Origin of the sequence: Shewanella carassii, assembly GCF_002777975.1 — a bacterium.
Classification (GTDB): Bacteria; Pseudomonadota; Gammaproteobacteria; order Enterobacterales; family Shewanellaceae; genus Shewanella; species Shewanella carassii.
Window position 1 is genome coordinate 355,056 of record NZ_NGVS01000033.1, and the last position, 20,093, is coordinate 375,148.

At 53.6% G+C, this 20,093-nt stretch carries 12 protein-coding genes; all 12 read right to left on the bottom strand.

The genetic code is table 11. From position 1 onward, the window contains the following. Positions 1-19 precede the first annotated feature (19 nt). Positions 20-1,378: a GntP family permease gene (locus CBE72_RS17785; RefSeq protein ID WP_025886739.1), complete on the bottom strand. Its 1,359-nt coding sequence runs from the start codon at positions 1,376-1,378 to the stop codon at positions 20-22. Positions 1,379-1,534: 156 nt separating this feature from the next. Continuing rightward, on the bottom strand, positions 1,535-2,683 hold the full coding sequence (locus CBE72_RS17790; protein WP_039033869.1) for a sugar diacid recognition domain-containing protein: 1,149 nt from the start codon (positions 2,681-2,683) through the stop codon (positions 1,535-1,537). 8 nt (positions 2,684-2,691) lie between these two features. Next, entirely contained in the window at positions 2,692-3,312 is a 621-nt protein-coding gene (locus CBE72_RS17795) for a uracil-DNA glycosylase family protein (RefSeq protein WP_100145450.1), read from the bottom strand. Positions 3,313-3,390: 78 nt separating this feature from the next. After that, positions 3,391-3,969, bottom strand: a complete 579-nt coding sequence (locus CBE72_RS17800; RefSeq protein WP_100145452.1) for a hypothetical protein — start codon at positions 3,967-3,969, stop codon at positions 3,391-3,393. A 199-nt stretch (positions 3,970-4,168) separates the two neighbouring features. Beyond that, positions 4,169-5,257 carry a M35 family metalloendopeptidase gene (locus tag CBE72_RS17805; RefSeq protein WP_100145454.1) on the bottom strand — a complete coding sequence of 363 codons (1,089 nt, stop codon included), beginning with the start codon at positions 5,255-5,257 and terminating at the stop codon, positions 4,169-4,171. 188 nt (positions 5,258-5,445) lie between these two features. Next, positions 5,446-7,533, bottom strand: coding sequence for an MtrB/PioB family decaheme-associated outer membrane protein (locus CBE72_RS17810; protein ID WP_100145456.1), 2,088 nt, complete (start codon positions 7,531-7,533; stop codon positions 5,446-5,448). Between the two features lie 12 nt (positions 7,534-7,545). Continuing rightward, positions 7,546-8,535 (bottom strand): DmsE family decaheme c-type cytochrome, encoded by a 990-nt coding sequence (locus tag CBE72_RS17815; protein ID WP_100145458.1) that lies wholly within the window; start codon positions 8,533-8,535, stop codon positions 7,546-7,548. A gap of 67 nt (positions 8,536-8,602) precedes the next feature. Next, positions 8,603-10,585, bottom strand: coding sequence for an OmcA/MtrC family decaheme c-type cytochrome (locus CBE72_RS17820; RefSeq protein WP_100145460.1), 1,983 nt, complete (start codon positions 10,583-10,585; stop codon positions 8,603-8,605). Between the two features lie 308 nt (positions 10,586-10,893). Beyond that, positions 10,894-13,026 carry an OmcA/MtrC family decaheme c-type cytochrome gene (locus CBE72_RS17825; protein ID WP_100145462.1) on the bottom strand — a complete coding sequence of 711 codons (2,133 nt, stop codon included), beginning with the start codon at positions 13,024-13,026 and terminating at the stop codon, positions 10,894-10,896. 713 nt (positions 13,027-13,739) lie between these two features. Further along, a complete protein-coding gene (locus tag CBE72_RS17830; protein ID WP_167387695.1) occupies positions 13,740-15,926 on the bottom strand; it encodes an OmcA/MtrC family decaheme c-type cytochrome in 2,187 nt (728 codons plus the stop codon). A gap of 95 nt (positions 15,927-16,021) precedes the next feature. After that, positions 16,022-17,953 (bottom strand): OmcA/MtrC family decaheme c-type cytochrome, encoded by a 1,932-nt coding sequence (locus tag CBE72_RS17835; RefSeq protein ID WP_100145465.1) that lies wholly within the window; start codon positions 17,951-17,953, stop codon positions 16,022-16,024. Positions 17,954-17,972: 19 nt separating this feature from the next. Continuing rightward, complete coding sequence (locus CBE72_RS17840; RefSeq protein ID WP_100145467.1) at positions 17,973-20,084, bottom strand: MtrB/PioB family decaheme-associated outer membrane protein; 2,112 nt, start codon at positions 20,082-20,084, stop codon at positions 17,973-17,975. Positions 20,085-20,093 lie beyond the last annotated feature (9 nt).

Consider the following 20,093-nt stretch of genomic DNA (forward strand, 5'->3'; position numbering starts at 1 on the left):
GCAGCAGCAAGGGAAGAGTTTAGAGCAGAACCAGGCTAAGCAGCCAGACGAAGATGATGGCGGTGATCCCCTGAATTAGGGTCGCCATAGTCTGAGCCCGGTAGGCCTGGGCTACGCTCATACGGCTAAACTGAGTAACCACCCAGAAAAAGCTGTCGTTGGCGTGGGACACTGTCATGGCTCCGGCGCCTATGGCCATGACGGTCAGCACCCGGCCCATTTCGCTGCCAAGGCCGATATCACCCAACATGGGGGCCACCAGAGCCGAAGTGGCTACCAGCGCCACTGTGGAGGAGCCTTGAGCCGACTTCAGTGCCGCTGCCACCAGGAAGGGCATAAAGATACCTATACCCAGAGCCGACAGTGAAGTACCGATAAAGTCACCGATAGGCGTGGCTTTGATCACAGCGCCAAAAGCGCCGCCGGCCCCGGTAATCAGCAGTATGGGGGCGGCAACAGCCAGGCCCTGTGAGATACGATCGGAAAACTCTTTGACCTTGTTGTCGCCCTTGAGCAGCAAGAGTGACAGCCCCAGGCCTATCATCAAGGCATTGAGCGGTTGGCCGAGGAAATGGAACAGGCTGAACAGCATGCCTTCACCCATGGGCTTGGAGGGGAAGGCGGCGATAGAGCCAAGGCAGATCAGCAAAATAGGAACAAAAATAGGTGAGAACGCCGCCAAGGGGCTTGGCAGTTTGCCATAAGCAGCCTTGAGTGTTTCAAATTCTTCGGCAGAAGCCTTGAGCTCTTCGGCGCCTTCGCCATCCGGCTCAGTGTTCATAAAGCGGTTGGCCCAGAGTAAACCGGCGAAGGCGGCAACGGCAGAAACCAGAATACCTACTGCAATCACCAGCCCCAGGCTGGCTTCCAGTTGCAGGTTACCGGCGGCGGCAATCGGGCCGGGAGTGGGCGGCACAAAGGTGTGGGTAGCATAGAGGCCGGTGGCCAGGGCAACGCTCATGGCAACGCTGGAAACCTGCATTCTATTGGCCAGAGACTGTTTCAGGCTGTTGAGGATCACAAAGCCCGAGTCACAAAACACTGGGATGGAAACGATATAACCTATGATGGACATGGTCAGAGTCGGGAAGCGCTGCCCGAGCACCTTGATGACCACATCGGCCATGGTGATGGCCGCGCCGCTCTTTTCCAGCACTGTGCCTATGATAGTTCCCAGGACTATCACCAGACCTATATAACCAAGAATACCTCCAAAACCACCACTGATGGTTTTGGCGATTTCCCCGGCGGGCAGGCCGAATCCGAAGGCGGCGATAAATGACGCCAGCAGTAGCGTCAAAAAGGGGTGTAGTTTAAATGTTGAGGTGGCGATGACAATAAAGATGATCACCGCCAATAGTACTAGTACCAGGCTCATAAGTGTCCCTTATTGGGTCGTTATTTATGTAGGGGTTGGGGCGCCGGCGCGAAGGCGGGCTGGCGATTATTATCCCAGTTGCCGCGCCGTGATGGCTTTAGGGAAAAATACGGAATTCCCCCCTGAAAGTGGCTAGTTTTTTGTGCGTATGCACAATTATTTGTGTTCCAGACGACTGAGGACCTCTCCCAGGTAGAGTTGCAGCAATCCATCCAGGCTTTGCAGCTCTATGCCGGTGATCTCACTGATACGTTCCAGGCGATATCTCAGGGTATTACGGTGAATAAACAATGCCTTGGCACATTGTTGCTGGTCACCGAAGTGTTGCAGATAGGCGCTCAGTGTACGCAGCAACAGCCCCTTTTTGTCATGTTGCTGCAGTTTGCGAAAGGGCGCTGCCAGCTCCTGACCGCGCCAGCTATTAACCAGCCCGGACAACAATACTGCCAGCGCGTGATCCTGATAGAGGTACTTGGTCTTTTCCGGCGCGCGCTTTTTCCCTAATCTCAGGGTTTCCAGCGCGGTTTGATATGAGCGCCGAATACCGCCTTCACCGGGAAAGAAATGCCCCAGCGCGATTTTGAGTCGGCCCTGGGTGTCGGCGGGCAAACGGGCAAGCAGTTTCTCGATTCGCAGATCCTCAAGCGCCGGATCCCAGCTGCGACCATCGAGAAAGGCGGGTTTGAGGATCACCAACTGATCCATGGCGGTCATGGCCACCAGGTTGTCCCTTTGCGGATACTCGAGTAAACGCTGGATCTCCTTGAGATCAGTGGCCTTGCTTTCGCCTTTGGCGAGTTCTATCACGGCGGCAACTCTGGGTTTTTGCAGATCTATCTGCAGCTGGGCGGCCCAGGCACAAAAATCGCTTTCGCTATAACTGTCACGTTTCAGCAGTTGCAGAATAAACTCTTCCCGCTGGCGTTTATGCCAGAGATCCAGCTCGAGGGAGTTGGCTTGCTCGACCATCATTTCGGCAGTCATTTTCAACAGCTCACCATAGTGCAGCAGCTCTGCCGGATTACCGGTAATGCCGACAACGCCGATTATCTTGCCGTGGTAGTGCAGCGGCAGGTTGATCCCGGGTTTGACGCCGTGCAGGCTGTGGCGACTGCCTTCATCTATCACCACAGTGCGGTTTTGGGCTATGGCCAGAAGGGCGCCTTCATGGACACTGTTGAGTCGCTGTTTGTCGCCAGAGCCGAGGATCACCCCTTGACTGTTCATCACATTGATATTGTGGTCGATGATGTTCATGGTGCGATCCACTATCTGCTGCGCGGTCGCGGCGTCGAGAAAATACATGTGGGCCTCTAATGTGCGAGTAACTCGGTGACTCTCTGCCTGAGCCTGGGTAACAGGTTTTGCTCAAATTCGGGATGCTGTTTAAACCAGAGGCGATTACGCGGACTCGGGTGAGGCAGCACCAGTTTTGTCGGCCACAGCGAATCAGCTTCTGCCACGGCGGTACTGACAGGCGCCTTGGCCAGCGGACTGCCCTTGAGGTGCCAGGCCATGGCGTATTTGCCAAGGATCAGTGTCAGCTCAATATTGGGCAAGGCGGCAAAAAGCCTTGGGTGCCAGGTGGCTGAGCATTCTGGCCTCGGCGGCATATCTCCCTGTTTGCGGCCCTGTTTTTCAACCGTTCCCGGATAGCAAAATCCCATGGGAATGACGGCAAACAGCCGAGGATTATAAAACTGTTCGCGGCTCACCCCCAGCCACTGCCTTAGCCGGTCGCCGCTGGCATCGTCAAAGGGCAGGCCACGTTCATGGGTTATTCTGCCGGGCGCTTGCCCCGCGATTAAAATCCTGGCGTCAGGGTGGGCCTGCAGTATCGGCTTGGGCGGCAATGGCAGTTTATCCCGGCACAGGGTGCAGGCTCGCACCTCATCGAGTAGCGGAAAATCACTGGGCAGAGCGGCAGTTTTCATTATATTTCCTGGTTTTTGATGGATATCAGACCCTACTTAGGCTTCGAAAACTTGGCTCCGAAAATCAGGCTTCGAAAATCAGCTACCAAAAAAGTGTTGCCAGGCCTGAAAGCCTTCATACAGTGTCAGCCCCAGCGCCGTCAGCAGTAACACTATCCGGCTGAGCTTAAAGCCGTTTTCTTTACGCTGTTGCCAATCGCTAGCACTCCAGGCGATAAGCATCGCCGGGATAGTCAGTGGCCAGATGATATTGGCCAGCAGCAACAATAAGGCAGAGGTTGCCAGCAAGCGCCAACCGGCCTGAGCCCCGGCGACCTTGGCCGAGTTTTTCAGTTGCAGTGGCAGCAACGCCAGTGCCACGGCTATCAACACCAGACCGAAGTTCATACTGAGATCGGCAACAGAGGCATGATCCCAGAGGACAAGTAACAGGGTCATGAGCGGAATGGGCAAGGCCCAATAGATATGGCTGCGGACAAACCCAGGGCGGCTATATTGGCCGTTGAAGTAAAAAAATAGCTGCAGTAGCAGGTTAACCAGAGTAAAACCACCCAGCACCAGTATAGTAAACACCCCGGCCATTAAACCGTCGGGTTGTGCGGCCATGGCCGATAGCGGAAAAAGGGCGACCAAGGCACAAGGATATTTCAACTTCATCAATAGATTCTCATCATAAAGGCTGGCCTTACATTGGCTTAAAGGCGAAAGGCTTGCAAGTGCTTGATGGCCGTTATGGGATGGCTCTGAGACAATGAGGAAAAAAGGGGCAGTTCCGTCCGCCCAAGCTCACAAGGTAACAGGGAGGTGGGCCGGGGGAACCGGCCCACGAAAGGTAAACTAATCTGCTGTAGCTTTCTTAGTTTTGAAAGGGAGTGTTTTCAGCAAAGTATTCGTGGCTATCGGCGTTTTGAATCGCCTGGGCCGGGTTACTCAGGGCCAGCGATTTGGCGCCACTTTGGCCGTAGACAATGTCATCGGTTCCCGCCACCACATTGAAGTGACTCATTTCATGGACTATGGTGCCGCCCTTGGAGTCGGTGCCCGATACCGGCGCGCTCCAGAAGGCGTTACACATGTAGATCTTGTAGGGCTGAGTCGGGTAAACGTAGGCGTAATAACTCTTCTTGCAGCTGCAATCGAAGGTGAGCGGCTGATTGTTCAAGGCTGAGTCTATGGCACTGAAGTTGCTGCTGACGCTATTCCAGCGACTACTGTTGTAGCTGCCAAACCAGGTGGCATAACGCACTGAGCTTGAGGGATTGTTGTTGCTCGCGAGGTATTGCTTGCTATCGGCCGCCATGGTGCGGGCGGCGTCCAGTCCCGCCAGAATATCGCTCTGTTGGGAATTGCTGCAACGGCCGGTAAAGCTGATACCGTCGGGCGCCGCGTTGCCATCGCCGCTGCCGGGTTTACCCTTGTTGACGCCGGACTTGAATTCACTGCCTTCCACATAGAAGCTGACCGGATCTGAATGTATCCCTTCTATCCCTAAGCGGGCCAGCTTCTTTTGTTGGCCCGGGTTGGGGGAGAAGAGTTGCAGCGAACTGACATCATAGCTTATCTCGTAGTTGCCACTGCTGCTCATGTCGTAAAGTGAGGACAACTCTACCTGATAGGACACACTCTCACCGGCTTTGAGCTTGATATAGTCCTGTTTGCCGGGCGCCGGGCGTTTGAAATGGGCACCCAGATAGTGACGGTCAAGGCCATCGGCATTGACTTTGAACAGGGATTCCTCCACTCCATCAGCGGCGGTGTACCACTTGAGCAGTTTAACCGGCTGGTTGGCGTCATTGGTCAGGGTCACAGTGACCAACACGTTATCACTGGCCTTATAGCTCTGCTGGCTCATCTCCAGGCTGGCGCGAATACCATCGGCCAGCGCGCTGGTGCTGGAAAGGGCCGCGAGCAAGGCTATTCCTTGTAGTGTATGAGTGATTCTCATGCCATTGTCCTCAGGTCATATAATCTTAATTGTTATAATTGTTACAAGGATGTAACGTTTCGCAGTGTAAGCTGCAAAAAGGGCCGCTGGCAAGAGGAATTTTACCGAATGCTTATTGGTTTGAGGTGAAGGCGGGAAGAGATAAAAAAGCCCGCGAAAAGCGGGCTTTTGAACGTTAAGAGTGAGAGTTACAGACGGTAGTTGACGCTCAACATGATCAGGTGAGCCGTGTAGTCATGGCTGTTGTCACCAAAGCTGACCAGGTTCCAGATACCATCCGGGGCGATATCGTTACCTGCGTCGTTGTCCTCGTATTTCTCCATCTTGTAGTCAAGACGCAGCGCCATTTTCTCAGTAGCCTGATACTGGGCATAGAGGTTAACGTTGTGCACTTTGGCGTAGTAATCGCCATAGTCGCCCGTGATGCCTTGGCGTACCTGAGTGCTGGAGTCCGAGTCAGAGTAGGTGTAATCCAGTCCCAGACGCAGTTTCTTCTCCAGCAGGTTGTCGTAGGCCAAACCGGCACCTATGACGTCCACCTTGTCTTCCACGGTTCCTGTCCAGGTGACAGTGCTGAAGTTGCTGCTGCCGGCCTGATCTGAGTCGATGGTCTGATGGTTGTAGAAGGCGCTCAGGCTGAGATCGTCTGTCAGCAAATAGCTGATGCTGGCGTCATAGCTGAGGTCTTTGGATTCAGTCAAACCGATAACCGTGTTGTTGTAGTCATCCAGCGCATAGCGGGCACCGAAATCCAGGGTCAGAGTGTCGATAGGGCTGTGGGTCACCCTAGCTTCAATCTGAGTGCGCTTGCGGTCGGCCAGATTGTACTTGCGCAGCAACTTGTTGGACTCGGAAGAGGTCCACTCAGATGCTTCGTACTCTGAGCCATCGCGCTTGCCATAGCTGCCCTTGATCCACATATTCCAGTGTTCAAAGTTGTTGAGACTGAAACGGGCCCAAACGCCGTTCTCGTCGGTGATTTCCCTGTCCTGATAGCTGCGTTCATCACGACGGTAGTCATAACCTGCGTCCAACTTCATGCCGTTGGCAATCCGATAATCCATGGCCAACTTGGCCTTGTGACTGGTGTTGTCATAAGGGGTGTTGTAAGCCACACGACCACTGACGTTATTGATACTGATCTGGGTCCATTCCTGGATCTGGGTCTGGTTGTCCCTATCGTAGTAATCATAACTGCCGCTGATCCGCAGATTGCGGGTGGCGCGTTTGACCGCCTTGAGGTTCATCCCCAGGATATCTACTTTGCCGTCCAGGGATTCCTGCGGCAATTGATAGCCGTAACCCGAGGTGATAAAGGCCTCATCCTGGGTCATCTGTCCGGCAAACAAACGGCCGCTGACCACGGCGCCTTTCTGGGCAAATTGGCCGCTCAAGGTCACAGTGTGAGACTCGTTATCCGGATCTAGGCTCATATAGCCTACCCTTTGGGCACCAAAGGTTGGGTTGAAGGCGTTGTCGAATCTCAAGGTCTGGATATCATTCTTGAAGAATGAACCATTGTAGTTGAGTGCGGTAAACCAGTTGTCACCCTTGAGTTTGATCCCGGCCTCGACGGTATCTGTGGTGTAGTCCACAGGCTCGGCCAGCATCATTGACTGGTTGAAGAAGCTGCCGGACGCGGTTTTCAGGCCGGTTTTTTCTTCGCGCATATAGGTGACATAGGTGCTCCACAGCTCTTCCCCCTGATATTCAAGACCTAGGCCTGCGCGCTTGCGCTTGAGCGACAGCTCCAGTGGGCTCAGGCTGTCATACAGCATGGGCATCTCGCTGCTGCCACCGGCTGTCTGCCAGCTAGTCGGCAGTGTCAGGTTGCCGCTGCCTGCTCCCAGATAAGGGCTCATGGCTGAGTCTGTCTTATAGGTGTGGATCTGACGGTAGTTCAGGTTGATGTTGTACTGCCCGAGTTTACCGGCATTGATATCGACCCGGCCGTTTTCCATACCCAGGTTATCGGCTTCGATACTGGCTCGATAGCCGTTTTCACCGCGATAGCTCAGGTCAGCGTCCACCTTGCCGGCAAAGTCATCTTCGGCGGCAAAGGCGTTGGCAGAACGGATATCGTCAGAGTCGTTATAGCCAACTCCGGCGCCAATAGTGCCGGATACACCGGTTTCACTGACGCAACCCTTACAGCTCCAGGCCGAAAACTTGACCTTTTCGGTATTGGCGTTGGCCAAGTCATAACCGTCAGCGGCCATCGCCAGGCTGGCAGGAGCCAGCAGAGCCAGGGTGATCAAATTAAGTTTGAATTTCATCTTCCCGCCTCCTTAGCGTTGGAACAACTTGCCGGATGGATGGTTGGAACCATGGATCTGGCTGTGACAGTTCAGGCAGCTGCGACCACCGGTAAAGGCGTTGTCGTTGACCTGAGAACCCATGCCAGTGTTACCCAGATAGGCACGGCTGGCGTGGCCATCGCTGGCGTGACACTGTTGACACAGTTGCGGAGCGCGGGTCTTAAGCATGCCATCGTTTACACTGCCGTGGGGATTGTGGCAAGTGACACAGTTCTCTGTGACCGGTGCATGCTCCCAGAGTTTTGGGCCGCGCTTCTCCGCATGACAGCTGTAACAAGTGTCATTGACTGATGCCTTGTTCAGATCGGCGTCTGTGGTGCTGCCGTGAGGGTTGTGACAGTCGCTGCACACCATCTGTGCCCACTTCAGCGGGTGGCTGGAACGCTTGTTCATATCAGCCTTTTGCTTGGTGTGACAGCTGGTACAGACTTCCATCTCAGTGTTCTTGGAGAGCACAGGATCCTTGGCGGTATGCACGCTGTGGCAAGAAGCACAGGCAACATCGGCGTTGTCGTGGTGACCGCCGTTCCAGGACATACGCTCGTCATCCTGGTGACAGGAAAGACAGACGCTGTTCTGCTTGTCTGCTGCCAGGGTAGAACCCTTACCGAAGGTAATCATGGGTTCTTTTCCGCCGCGGTTGTGGCTACCCATGGGGCCGTGACAGGCTTCGCATTGGAGTCCTGCCATGGGACTCTTGCTGGAGTCGATGGCGCCATGAACCCCTTTGAACAGGTCCATGACTTTTTCTGACTTTTTGTGGCACATCAAGCAGGAGTCGGCGCCTTTGGGAGAGTAGCTGCCTTCGGCAAACTTCTTATCCAAGGTGGCTTCCACTTCTTCCGGAGTCATTTGGGCGTCCCACTTTGCGGCATGGGCCGCCTGGGTGGCGCCAAAAGATAACACTGCCGTCGCCAGCAGGGCGTTTAGCAGTGAAGGTAGGTTTTTGCTGATTCTCATATTAGGCATCCTTAATTTGTCCAAACCCTTGAAAGACGGGGGAGATAACTCCCCCGGCCTGGGCAAATTACATCTTCACCTGAGTGTGATCTGCGGCGGTTGGCTTGTGGCAGTAGAAACAGGTTTCCAGCTGCGCAGCCTGGTTGGCAGCGGTGTAATCACCATCTACCACAGCGCCGTAGGCTTCCAGTTGCTCCTTGGTATGTACCATGTAGTCACTACCCACAACGTGGCAGGAGGTACAAGTGGCCGTGATAGGCGTGGTGTACATTTCTTTTGCGGTTGCCAGAGCGCCCTTGTTCTTGAAGGCGTCCAGATTCAGCTTACTGTGACAGGCTGAACAGTTACCGCCGATGAGCGAATAGGCTTTCTCACTGTGGGTCTTGTGTAGCTTCATCTCCAGTGCGCCCTTGTTGGCACCGCTGGCATATGTCCCATCTGGAGTATGACAAGTCACACAAGCATCCACACCGACGGTGAGCTTGCCATTCACTTCGCGAGCAAGCTGGTCTGTCATCACAAAGCCGGCATGGTGGCCCTTGTGCAGTTCGAAGGTGTCGCTGTGGCAGCCTTCACAGGTGGCAAAGTCCACTGAGTCGATATGACGGTAGCTAGGCGCATCACCTGACTTGGTTGCAAAGGCCAGTTGAGCTTTCATGCTGGTGGTGGCAACGCCATCGGCACAGGCGATCAGTTCGCTGCCCTGGCTGCACATTTCCAGACCGATAAAGCTAAAGGCGGTATCGGTATCACCGGCACCGAAAGGCAGGTCCTGAACGGTGAATTGCAGCTTGCCGTCAACCAGGGTCACGGCATCTTGCAGCTGGCCGTCTTTAACCAGATCTTTGGCGACCTTGGCTTTATCGCTGCCAGGGCTTTTGTTGTAGCCCATGACAGGGAAGTTAGGGCCCACGTTGGTGATGGTTTCCAGACGCTTGATCTTGGCCAGATCCTTGTTGGCATCCAGAGCATTGCCAGCCTTGTCCAACAGGGTCACAGTCAGAGTGGCACTGTTGTCGGCGTTGCCTGTCATCTCTGCGGCCAGACCGCGCTGAGCGATAACGGCGCGCTTATCAGCGGTTACACCTGTGTGCAGCTCTTCAGTCCACTGGCTATTGTGACAGGCGATACAGTTGGAGTTGTCGGTTTGTTGGCTGTGGCCCTGGCCGGCAGCAAAGTCGATGTTGCTATGGCAGCTACCGCAACTTGCCGCAGTAGGCACTTTGGACCAGTTGCCCCAATCGGGCGTCAGCTCGACATTGGTGTCGTTGTGACAGGATTGGCAGCTGTTAAGCGCATCCAGCCCTAGGTCCTTGTGCTTGGCGTGAATAAGGACATTGAACTCTTTTCCTTCACCAACCCGACCAAGAGTGTGGCAAGTGGCGCAATAGTTGACATCAGGGTAGCCACCGCGGTGTATGACATCAGCTAAATCACCGTGACAGGTATTACAGCTCTCTGTGCTCACTAGCTTGCGGCTATAATCGGCGGCAGCACCTGAGTTGGCATTGAAGTCGACGAAGGCGTTGCTGTTGGGGACCAGAGTGCCGTCAGGCAGTGGTGTGTTGTAAGCACGCAGCAACACCCGCTGAGCCAACTCAGGATTGAAGTTGATTGTGCCGTTACTCAGCTCGCTCAAGGTCTTGCTAAAGGTGTAGCTGTAGCTGCCGTTCTTGTGGTCGATGAAAGTGCCTGCACAGCTGCTGTTTACTGTGCAGTCTTCGTTGCCGAAATATTGCCACTGAGAGGCATTCCCGGCACCGGTTGCGCCTTCTGGTAACAACTGAGCGGCGGCGAAGCGGAACCGCTGCAGGCCAACTACCGGCATATCCTCTTCATTGGTCACGGTAAATTCAACCGTTGGGATTCCGCCTTTGACAATGGCCTGCTCAAAGTTGAAATGCAGCGCTTTGATCTCCCCTGCGGGCTCGCCGCCAGGGTTACCTGGATTACCATCGTTGCCATCATCGCCACCGCAGCCGCCTAAGGCCAGAGTGGCTGCACTGGCTGCCAGCAGCAGTGCGAGTCTGGTTTTTTGTGCGTTCATCATCTTGTTCCCTGCAATAGTTTAAGTACCTGGTTATGGTGGGTTGAGTTGTCTCAACCGCATTGATTATGTAATTGGCCCTTAACCCGACACCGGAAATAGCATTTCCTGCGCAAAGGCTACCCCAAGCGGTGCCGAAAAGCTGTATAACGGGCACTAATGTGTGATATGGATCTCCATGTTAATACTATGGTTTTTCGAGTGGCTCACAAAACAAGATCTGGATCAAAAAATGTTGTTTTATTCATCCAATTTCAAGAATTTGAAATACTGAAAAAGAGAGGCCGAAGCCTCTCTTCAAAGGGAAGGAATTAGTAACCGAATCTCCAGTTGGCGTGTGCTTCCAACAGTTGTGAATCCGTATGACAAGTAGAGCAGGCTTCCTTGACTTGTGGGTATTCACTTGCAGGTACACCGTGGCCTGTACCTATCACACCACCGTTGGAAACTATGTGGTTGATAGTGGTTTCATTCAGGCCGTATGGCGGTTGATGACAGCTGGCGCAAGCGGCAGTCTGTGGCGATACCAGAGTCTGCTCTGTGCCATCTTGAGTCTTACCGAAGGCTACCGGCGCGGCATCGGCGGCAATTTTCTTCAGTGAGAAGCCGTCTTTACCGTGACAGGTTTGACAGTCTGTCTTCTTGAAGAAGCCGCTGCCTGAGCTGTCATACAGATAGTGCTTGGAATGCACTATATACGCCAGGTTGGATGAACCGTCACCCTTCTTGTCACGGGTACCATTGTGGCAGGAGGCACAGCCATCGATGTCGTTGGAGAAACGGTGTGTAATAGCCGTGGTGTGACACTGCTGACATGCAGCCATTTCGGCATGTTGAACCCTTGGTGTCGCATCGACTTTGCTGCCATCGATATTGAAGTAAGTCGTATCGGATGGTACATAAGGGCCGGAGTTGGTAATTTTTCCATCAGCATCAAATTCGCAATCGGCCACGGTTCCTGTGCCGTCAAAACAGACATGCAACTGGCTGCTCAGAGCCACTTTCACTTCTGGCGTAGCCATGACTTCGGCGACTTTGAAAGCGCCATCGCTGAAGGTGACATTAATGCTGCCGTCGGCGCCTGCACTGAAATAGCGATAGCCCACTTTTTGGTAATTAACCAGGAAGTCGTCTTTGACTACGCCGTTGAAGACGATGGCGCTGGTGTCACCACCATATTTATATGGGCTGGAGTCAATCTGCGCCAGCGTCACATTGGTGTCGCCATGCTTGACTGTCATATTGGCCGTGACTGCCTTGTTCGTCTCATCATAGGTCATGCTATTGAAAATGACGCGGGTCTTGGCGGCTTGGGCACTGTCGTTGTTGCTGTAGTGAGCGCGCTCGGCACCACGGGCTCCATCAGGGTCATTGTGGCAGGAAACGCAGTTTTGTTTTTTCTCCTGGATCTGGTTGTTTTCTGCATCCCAGTGCCAGGAAGGTACGGCAAATGGGCTGTTGTGACAATTCAGACAAGTTGCGGAATCTTTGTCGCCTTTCCAAGCATCGGCCAGGGCCAGGTTGTCATCTGGCTGGTGACAGGTCTGACAATTGCTGGCTGATTGCGGATAGATACCGTTGTAGAAGGCATGGCTGTGAATTTCGTGTGCCATTCCCTTGATGGAACCATCGAATTTGTGACTGCTAATCACCTGGCCATTTTCGTCCTTGTCTTCCTTCATGTAACTGTTGTAATCGGTGTGACAGAAGGTACAGCTTTCCAGCGTGACGTGTTTGCCGCCGTGGAATGCCAGTTCACCATCATGACCGGGTCTGTGACAGCTTTGGCAAGTTTCATCGGCGATAACCGGCTTGGGTTTGGCCTGAGTGGTATCAGAGGAGGGCTGCCAGTAGAAGAAGCTGTTGTTAACCAGATTGACGTTGGCCGCGTTGGCTGTCTTGATACCCAGATAAATACCATTGACCATATCGGCCTTATAGTCGTATTTACCCAGAGTATCTATGGCTTTGTTCAGTTTTAGTGTGTAGGTGCCGTCCTGATTGTCAGTCAGGCAATCTTCACAGTTTTTTCCCTGGAAGTAGGAAGAACCTGTGTAGAGACCGTCGCCTTTGTCTTTGTTAAAGTAGCTTAGCCAGATCTCTCTGGCTTGGCCTTCTACATCAGTCAGGCCTTCAATCTCATCTTCGCTGCCGACGCGGCCGAAGGAGACTGCACCAATATCAGTGTTCTTCAGACCAAATACGGCGGCGCCGTTGGCATCAGACAAACTGAAGTTGATAGTCAGGAAACCATCGGTGTCGACAGATGCTGAATTAATATTGGATTTTAGCGTATTGACTTTACTTATGGGGGTTCCAACCGGGCCTGGTTTTCCTGGCTCGCCATCCTTTCCATCGCTGCCACAACCGGTCAGCATTAACGATAGTAAACCGGCTCCCAGCATTGCCGTGGTTGCGGCATTGAAATTAAACCGTTTCATCATGATATTTCCCTGCAAGTGTTTTTAATTATCACTAACCAACGGTTAAATAAAAACAAATGTCATTAACCTTGGCTAATGTGTGGAATTATGTTTCCAAGGCAAGGCTAATCAAGAGTTAAGGAATAAGCAGCCGCTTTCACTCGGATATGTGACTGAGATCGGACTATTTCTTAAGTGGTAGTTAACTTGGTTTTTACTATGTAAATTTGGTTGAATTTTGGTTATGTTGCAAATTGTTACAGCTTAATGGCTTGGGAAAAGTGAACTATTTCAGTCTCGTGTAACTGAAATTACCAGCCTTCATCGGACGGGGGTATGCCATTATATTGGAAACATCTTTTTTAGGATAGGCTGGATAATGAGTCGAAATGCATGGTGTAGCGCGTTTTGTACGTCACTGAGCTAAAGTCGAACCATTGGATAACACCTAAGTAGAAAGTTTACGCACATAAAGAAACTCTTCCCGGAAGAATAGTGGCAACTTGTTGGTAACCTCCGGTTTTCATTGTTGGTCTTTTAAGCCTGTGATAATCGCCAAACTTCTATACATAAAGGTGTATGCCTTGGCTCTTTTGGCATAAAAAACCATTCCCGCCTTAAAGCGGGAATGTTTTTTTTATGAAGTGTTTGATGCATGGACTCTGGTGGTTAACTCTTATTCTTCCTGAGTCCAAGGTATCAAACAATAGTTAGCTCTTAGCCACCGCAGATTGTTAGTTTCCGTGTACTTGCATCAGCTGAGCCGGGGTATGACAGGTGGCACAGGCCTCTTTGGCACGATTACGGACATCGGCCTCATCCATGCCATCCAGAATACCGCCGTTGGCTTGAATATGCGATTTGGCGGCATCACTCAGGTATTTTTGGTGACAACTTAAACAGGAGCCGGCATCTGAGGATACCCAGATATCCGCGCCGCCATTGCTGATGTCACCATAACGCCAGACGCGATCCGCTGACCGACCCAGAGTGATACCTGTGACGCTGCCGGAGGACTCGGCATGACAGGTGGCACAATCGGTTTTCAACACAGTGCCGGACTTAAGCCCTGCATACTTGAGGAAGTGGCCTTCACGCTCGTGTGCCTTCCAGGCAAAGCTTGAGGGGATCTTGCCACCGGGATAATCGGCGTCATTACGCAGTGTCTTATCCGGTGTATGGCAGGTTTGGCAGTTGACACCATTGTCATAGTGATGGATCTCCTTGCCATGACAACTTTGGCACTTGGTCGGATCTATAATGGCGCGGCGGGCCACGGCATCCATACCGCTGTCGACACCATTGTTACCCCAGACAAAGCGATAGGGTTCCTGCTGGATAGCCACAGAGCGAACTCCATCGGTTGCGCAGTCTGTCAATTGAATATCGGCAACACCATAACCGCCGTTATTGAAGCAAGCTTCCAGTGCCGACCAGATTTCAAAGCTCTTGCCATCCGGACTTGTCGGCATATCAAACGCCGGAGTCAGAGTATAGCTCTTGCTGGTGGCATCAAAGCTGCCTTCACTGAGACGAATACGGCGCTGGCTGTAGGAGGCTTCGTTATAGGCAGGGTAGTCCTTGTCTATATCCCAGCCGACTATCATACGGCTGCTCTGATCGATAAAACTCTGCTCCATGGCGTTACCGTCTTTATCCAACACCTGCACTTTAAAGGTCATCTTGCCGGCGTTGCTGCTGACCTCCAACACCTTGACGCTCAGCTCTGCCGCCAGAGTGTAAGCTTGCATCACATCACCGTGGCGTTTGGCTGCGCTGCCGGTACCGTGATAGGTATTGTCAGTGTTGTGGCAAGCCATACAATCAGTGCTGGAGTGGTGGGATGAAGGTTTTTCTGTGTGACAGGCGACACAGGCAGTATTGCTCTTCTCGGCCTTGAATAGGTCGGCATTGTCCGGAGCGCCACTGCCTTCCTGGTGACAGACGCTACAGTCTGAAGCCGGCTTACGGGGGAAGCCGACCACACCATAGTCGTGGACGCTGCCGCCATAACCGACAATCTTGTATGGCGCCGGCACTTCGTTGCCGTCGGCATCATAGGTGTGACGTTCTGCGCCGCGGTGAATGGCGTGGATCAGATAGGTGAACTCCACGCTGTTACCGGACTCAGGATCTCCTGAGGTCGCAGTATGGCAGGAGGCGCAGTTTTCCAGCGCTATCCGCCGTCCGCCGTGCAGCTCCAGGCTGTCCGGTTGGTGACAGGTGTAACAGGCATCTATGGTGACTACATTGCGGGTCTGAATGCCTTCTGTCTTGCCGCTGGACGGTTGCCAATCATAATGGGCATTGGCGGTAATTTGAGGCAGTTTCAGTTCCAGCGTGGCCCTTTGAGTGGCATCGGCATCATAAGCTATGGCCAGCGGCTCTGTGACTTCGGCAATATTGACCTGATAACTATAGCTATAACTGCCGTCACCATTGTCGACCAGGCAGGTCTCGCAGGCGCTGGCGGCTTCGACTCCAGCCTGATACTGAGGCGATGGAATGAGGTTGTCCACCCCATCGGGAACCGATGATGGTTGTTTGAGGCTATTGATATAGGCTTGCCATTGGAATCCCCAGTCGGCTTCTCTGGCTTCCTCACCTTCACCTATGGTTTCGGTCACATGAGTCAGCTGAGCGATACCAAATCTGAGGTCATAATCTTTGTTCAGACCCAGCACTGCCACACCATTGGCGTTGGTCAACATAAAGTCGACCGTGACCTTGCCTGCTTCCACTTTGGCGTCGGTAAACTTGACCTTGAGTGTGGGAGTGGCATCGATATTCACTCCGATCACGCCGTCCTTACCGTCTTCGCCATCTTTGCCGTCACTGCCACATGCCATGAGCGTCAGCGACATCAGAGTGGCCAATGCCAGGCGGGTATGCCCTTTAACCAGTCTTGAGCTTTTCATCATTATTTCCCTGCATTGCTTTGATTGCACGACTGAGCCAGTGTTTAAAGACCGGCTCTTTCCTGTTATTGCCGCCCTCAAAGGGCGGCTTATTGTTGTTACTGCGCGATAGGATGCACCTTGGTGACATCGGCCAGGCCACCCTGCCCATGACAGGTGGCGCAGCTTTCCGTTCCTGCCTTGGCATCGGCTTCAGTGCCTTGGAACACGGCCCCTTGTTGTGTCATATGGTTGCGGGCACTGTCGCTCTGGTGGCAGTTACTGCAGATTGCCGCCGTGGGGCTGGTGAAGCTGCCGTCATTCAGGCTCAAGGGTTGCACTGCCGATTTGAGCGGCAGCGCCATACTCAACACGCCATTTTCATCTTTGCTGTGGCAGTGAGCACAGTTGCCTATGTTCCCCGGGAACTGCAGCGTCTCGAATCCTTCGTAGCGTGCCGAGTGCAACGCATGGATCAGCTGTTTGAAGTCGGCGCTGCTCGCTGATGGATTGGCAGCAGTGGCATCGGCTTGCATATTGGGGTTGTGGCACAGCTGACACTGACCGGCCAAGTCGTTGCGAGCACCGTGGAAGTTCAATTGCTGATCGCCATGACAGCTGCCACAGGTTTCATTGCTGACCACCTGGCGCCTCCCGGCCGTGGTGAGCCCGGCCATGTTGAATGACTGGTGGCTCGACTTGATAACCAGCACACTGGCGGCGCTGTCACTGCAGTCGACCAGCATGCCTTGGCTGGCACAGACGCGACCCTGAATCGCCAGGGTACCTGCATCGGCTTCACTGCCGGCGGGAATGGTCAGTCCATCCAACTGATACTGATAGACACCATTACTGCCGGACAGCGGCGCCACTTCATGTACCCTAATTGAGCGGGCAGAGCGGGTGGCGTAATCAAAGCTGGTGCCCCAGTTGGCGTAGACCCTGAGATCGCTGACAAACACCTGTTTTTCGGCGCTGTCGTTATAGGCTGCACCTGTCTGCGGGTTACTCAGCTTGAGCGAGAAGCTCAAACTGCTGCCGCTGACACTGGCGTTGGTGACCTCGGCCTTGAATTGCCCAAGGGCCGCCAGGTTCTCCTGATTGGCGTGGACTTCTCGGGTCCAATCCGGATTGTGGCAGGCGACACAATTGCTGTTATCCGCTTGCGCCGGGTGACCTTCGCCTTTGACGAAGTCGATATCGTTATGACAGCTGCCACAGGACTCCATGGTTGGCACCCGGAACCAGTTGTGTTGTTCGCTGAGGGTTTCGTCCTCTTTATGACAGGTCTGACAGTCAGACAAGGGTTTGGGGAATCCGGCCAGGTGCTTGGCATGGATCATTTGCGGGAAGATGTTTTCCGGATTGCTAACCCGAGTGGCATTGTGGCAGGTGACACAGGTTTCCACCTGGTTATAGTTACCGCCGTGAAATGCCAGGTCATTGTGACAGCTGTTACAGGTGTCGATGGAGACAATGTTGCGGCTGTAGGCCGGAGCACCCGCAGGTGGCTGCCAGTCGTAATGGTCATTGGTTACCGGCAATGCGGTGCCATCTGCCAGCGTATCACCACCGAGTTTGATCACTACTCTGTGAGTGGCACCGGTGATTTCAGCTATCTCATTCATACCGTCGAAAGGGGCACTGAAACTGTAGGAGTAGTTGCCATTTTTATGGTCAACATAGGTGCCCGGACAGCTGCTGGAGCAGGTCTCTGAAGTGAAATACTGCCACTCACTGCTGTTGCCGGCCCCACTGCTGCCTTCCGGCAACAGCTGTGCGGCAATGAAGCGCCCTGAGGGGATACCGACTACCGGCTCGTCATCCTGATTGGTGACCCGGTAATCTACCCGGGTAATGCCCTCTTCGAGGGCCGTTTCCTTGACCTCAATATTGAGCTTACTGATATTCATCGCCGGCTCGCCGCCCGGTTCGCCGGGGGTTCCCGGGTTGCCATCATCACCACCGCAACCTGAGAGAGCCAACATGGCGGTCAGCAGGGGCGCGCCTAGGTAAAACAGGGGAGTTTTTGGGGTGTATTCCTTTGACATCGCTCTTCGCCTCTTGCTCTTATAGGGAGTAACTCAGTGTCAGCCCCAGATAGTGGGCGTTATAGTCCTGGCCAAGATCTCCAAAGCTGAGTACGTTGGGGATGCTATCCGGGGTTAATCCCTGATTGAGCCAGTCACTGTCCTGATAGTGTTCAAACAACCAATCCAGCCTCAATGCCATCTTGTCGCTGAAGTGATACTTGGCAAAGGCGTTGAAGGTATGACGACGTGAATAGTAATCGCCGTAATCCAGAGTGAGCCCCTGGCTGACGTCCGTCTCACTTTCGCCTTTTGAATATTGCCAGTCGAAGCCCAGATCCAGTTGTTTATCCAGCAACTCGTTATAGTAGATGCCGAACCCGGCGACTGTGCTGCTGTCGCTGGCACGGCTGTACCAACCGCTGGGGCCGAAAGAGGCTGAGCCGGTTTGATCTGTATCCTGCCAGTCCTGATTGAGCCAAGCATTGAGGCCAAACTGGGCTGAGAATTGATAGTTGCCACTGAGGCTGTAGCCCCAACTGTTGACTTCATCCAGGCCGATAAACGTTTCATCATAGTCTTGCTGCTTGTGATTCAGCGCCAGGCTGAACGACAGGGCCTCGCTGAAGCGGTAATCGTTTTGCAGTCGCAACAGGGTTTGCTTGCGATCCGCCAGCCAATACTGACGCATCCAGGGATTATTGGGGCTTTGGCTCAGCTCGGATGCTTGATAACTGCCGCCACTGCGCTCACTGAGTTCACCTTTTAACCACAACTGCCAATCGCGGCTGGCACGCAGGTTCAGCTTGGCAAACACGCTGGATTGGAACAGGGATTCGCGCGCCAGATCGCTATAGCTGTGGTGTTCATACTCGTAACCTGCGTCAAGAGACAGGGCGCGGGTAAAACGGTAGTTGAAGGCGATATCGGCGCTTTGGCGGGTGTGGTCATAGGCCGCGGGTGTGGCACTGCCCTGGTGCCAGCTGTCACTGCTCACCAGTGGCCACTCTTTAAGTTGTGTCTTGTTTTCCCGATCGCGATAGTCATAACCACCGCGAACCGACAAGCCTCTGCTGAGGCGAGCGGCATACTTGAGTTTGAGTTCCAGCACATCGACCTGCATGTCGCCATCGATTGCGGGCAACTGAGGTGAAGGACCATTGATGGTGGCCGGTAACAGCGCCTGATCCTGAGTCATGCGGGTGAATGCCGTGTGCATCAATATTTGATGTCCGGCCTCGGATAACTGCAGATCGGCGCCGACCCTCAATGCCTTGTTATCCGGATTGTCGGCGAGTTGGCCATTATAGGCGGCCCCGAATGTGGGAAAGAAGGCGTTTTCCCAATAGAGTGCCTGATAGTCGTTACTGTATTGGCTTAGGGTCGAATTGAATCCGGCCAGCCAGCCTTTTCCTTTGAAATAGAGTTTGGCTTCAAGCTCGTCGGTACTGTCATCCACTCGGGTGGCCAATGCCGTGGAGTTGGTAAGAAAGTTGCCGTTGGTTTGGCGGGTGCCATCGCGTTGCTCGTGACGGTAATTGAGCCCCGCCTTATAAAAGCTGCCCAGGTAATGGGCATCCAGCGTGAAGCGATCCCGCTTCATTTCCAGTCGCTGGCTTGTCAGGCTGTCATCAAGCCCAGGCATTTGTGAGGTGAGGGCAGCTGCTTGCCAGTTGTCTGGCAACATCAATCTGTTGGCCTGATTGGTATAGGGGCTCATGCCATTGTCCGGGCCGAAGTTGGCCAAGGCGCGATAACCCAGACGGATATCAAAGTGGCCGGGTCTTCCCATGCTCAGGCTGGCACTGCCGGTGTCATAGCCCAGTTTATCGGCTTCAATGTGAGTGCGATAACCCTGCTTACCATAAAAGACGACATCGCCGCCAAGGTGCCCGGTGGCGCCATCGGCATCTGTGCCACTAGTGTTGGCAAACACTGCATTGTCGCCATCATTGTAGGCCACACCGGCTTCGAGCGTGCCGCGGCTTTCCTGTGGCAACTTGCACTGGCCGCAACTCCACTTGTCCTGTTTGAGCTCGGTGCGATTGACCTGTTGCAGCGAATAGCCACCGGCCCAGGCAGGCTGCATCACGCAGGCTATGGTGAGCGTCAGCAGTGACAGCTTCATCTGTGTCTGTTTCTCGATAACCATACTCAGCTC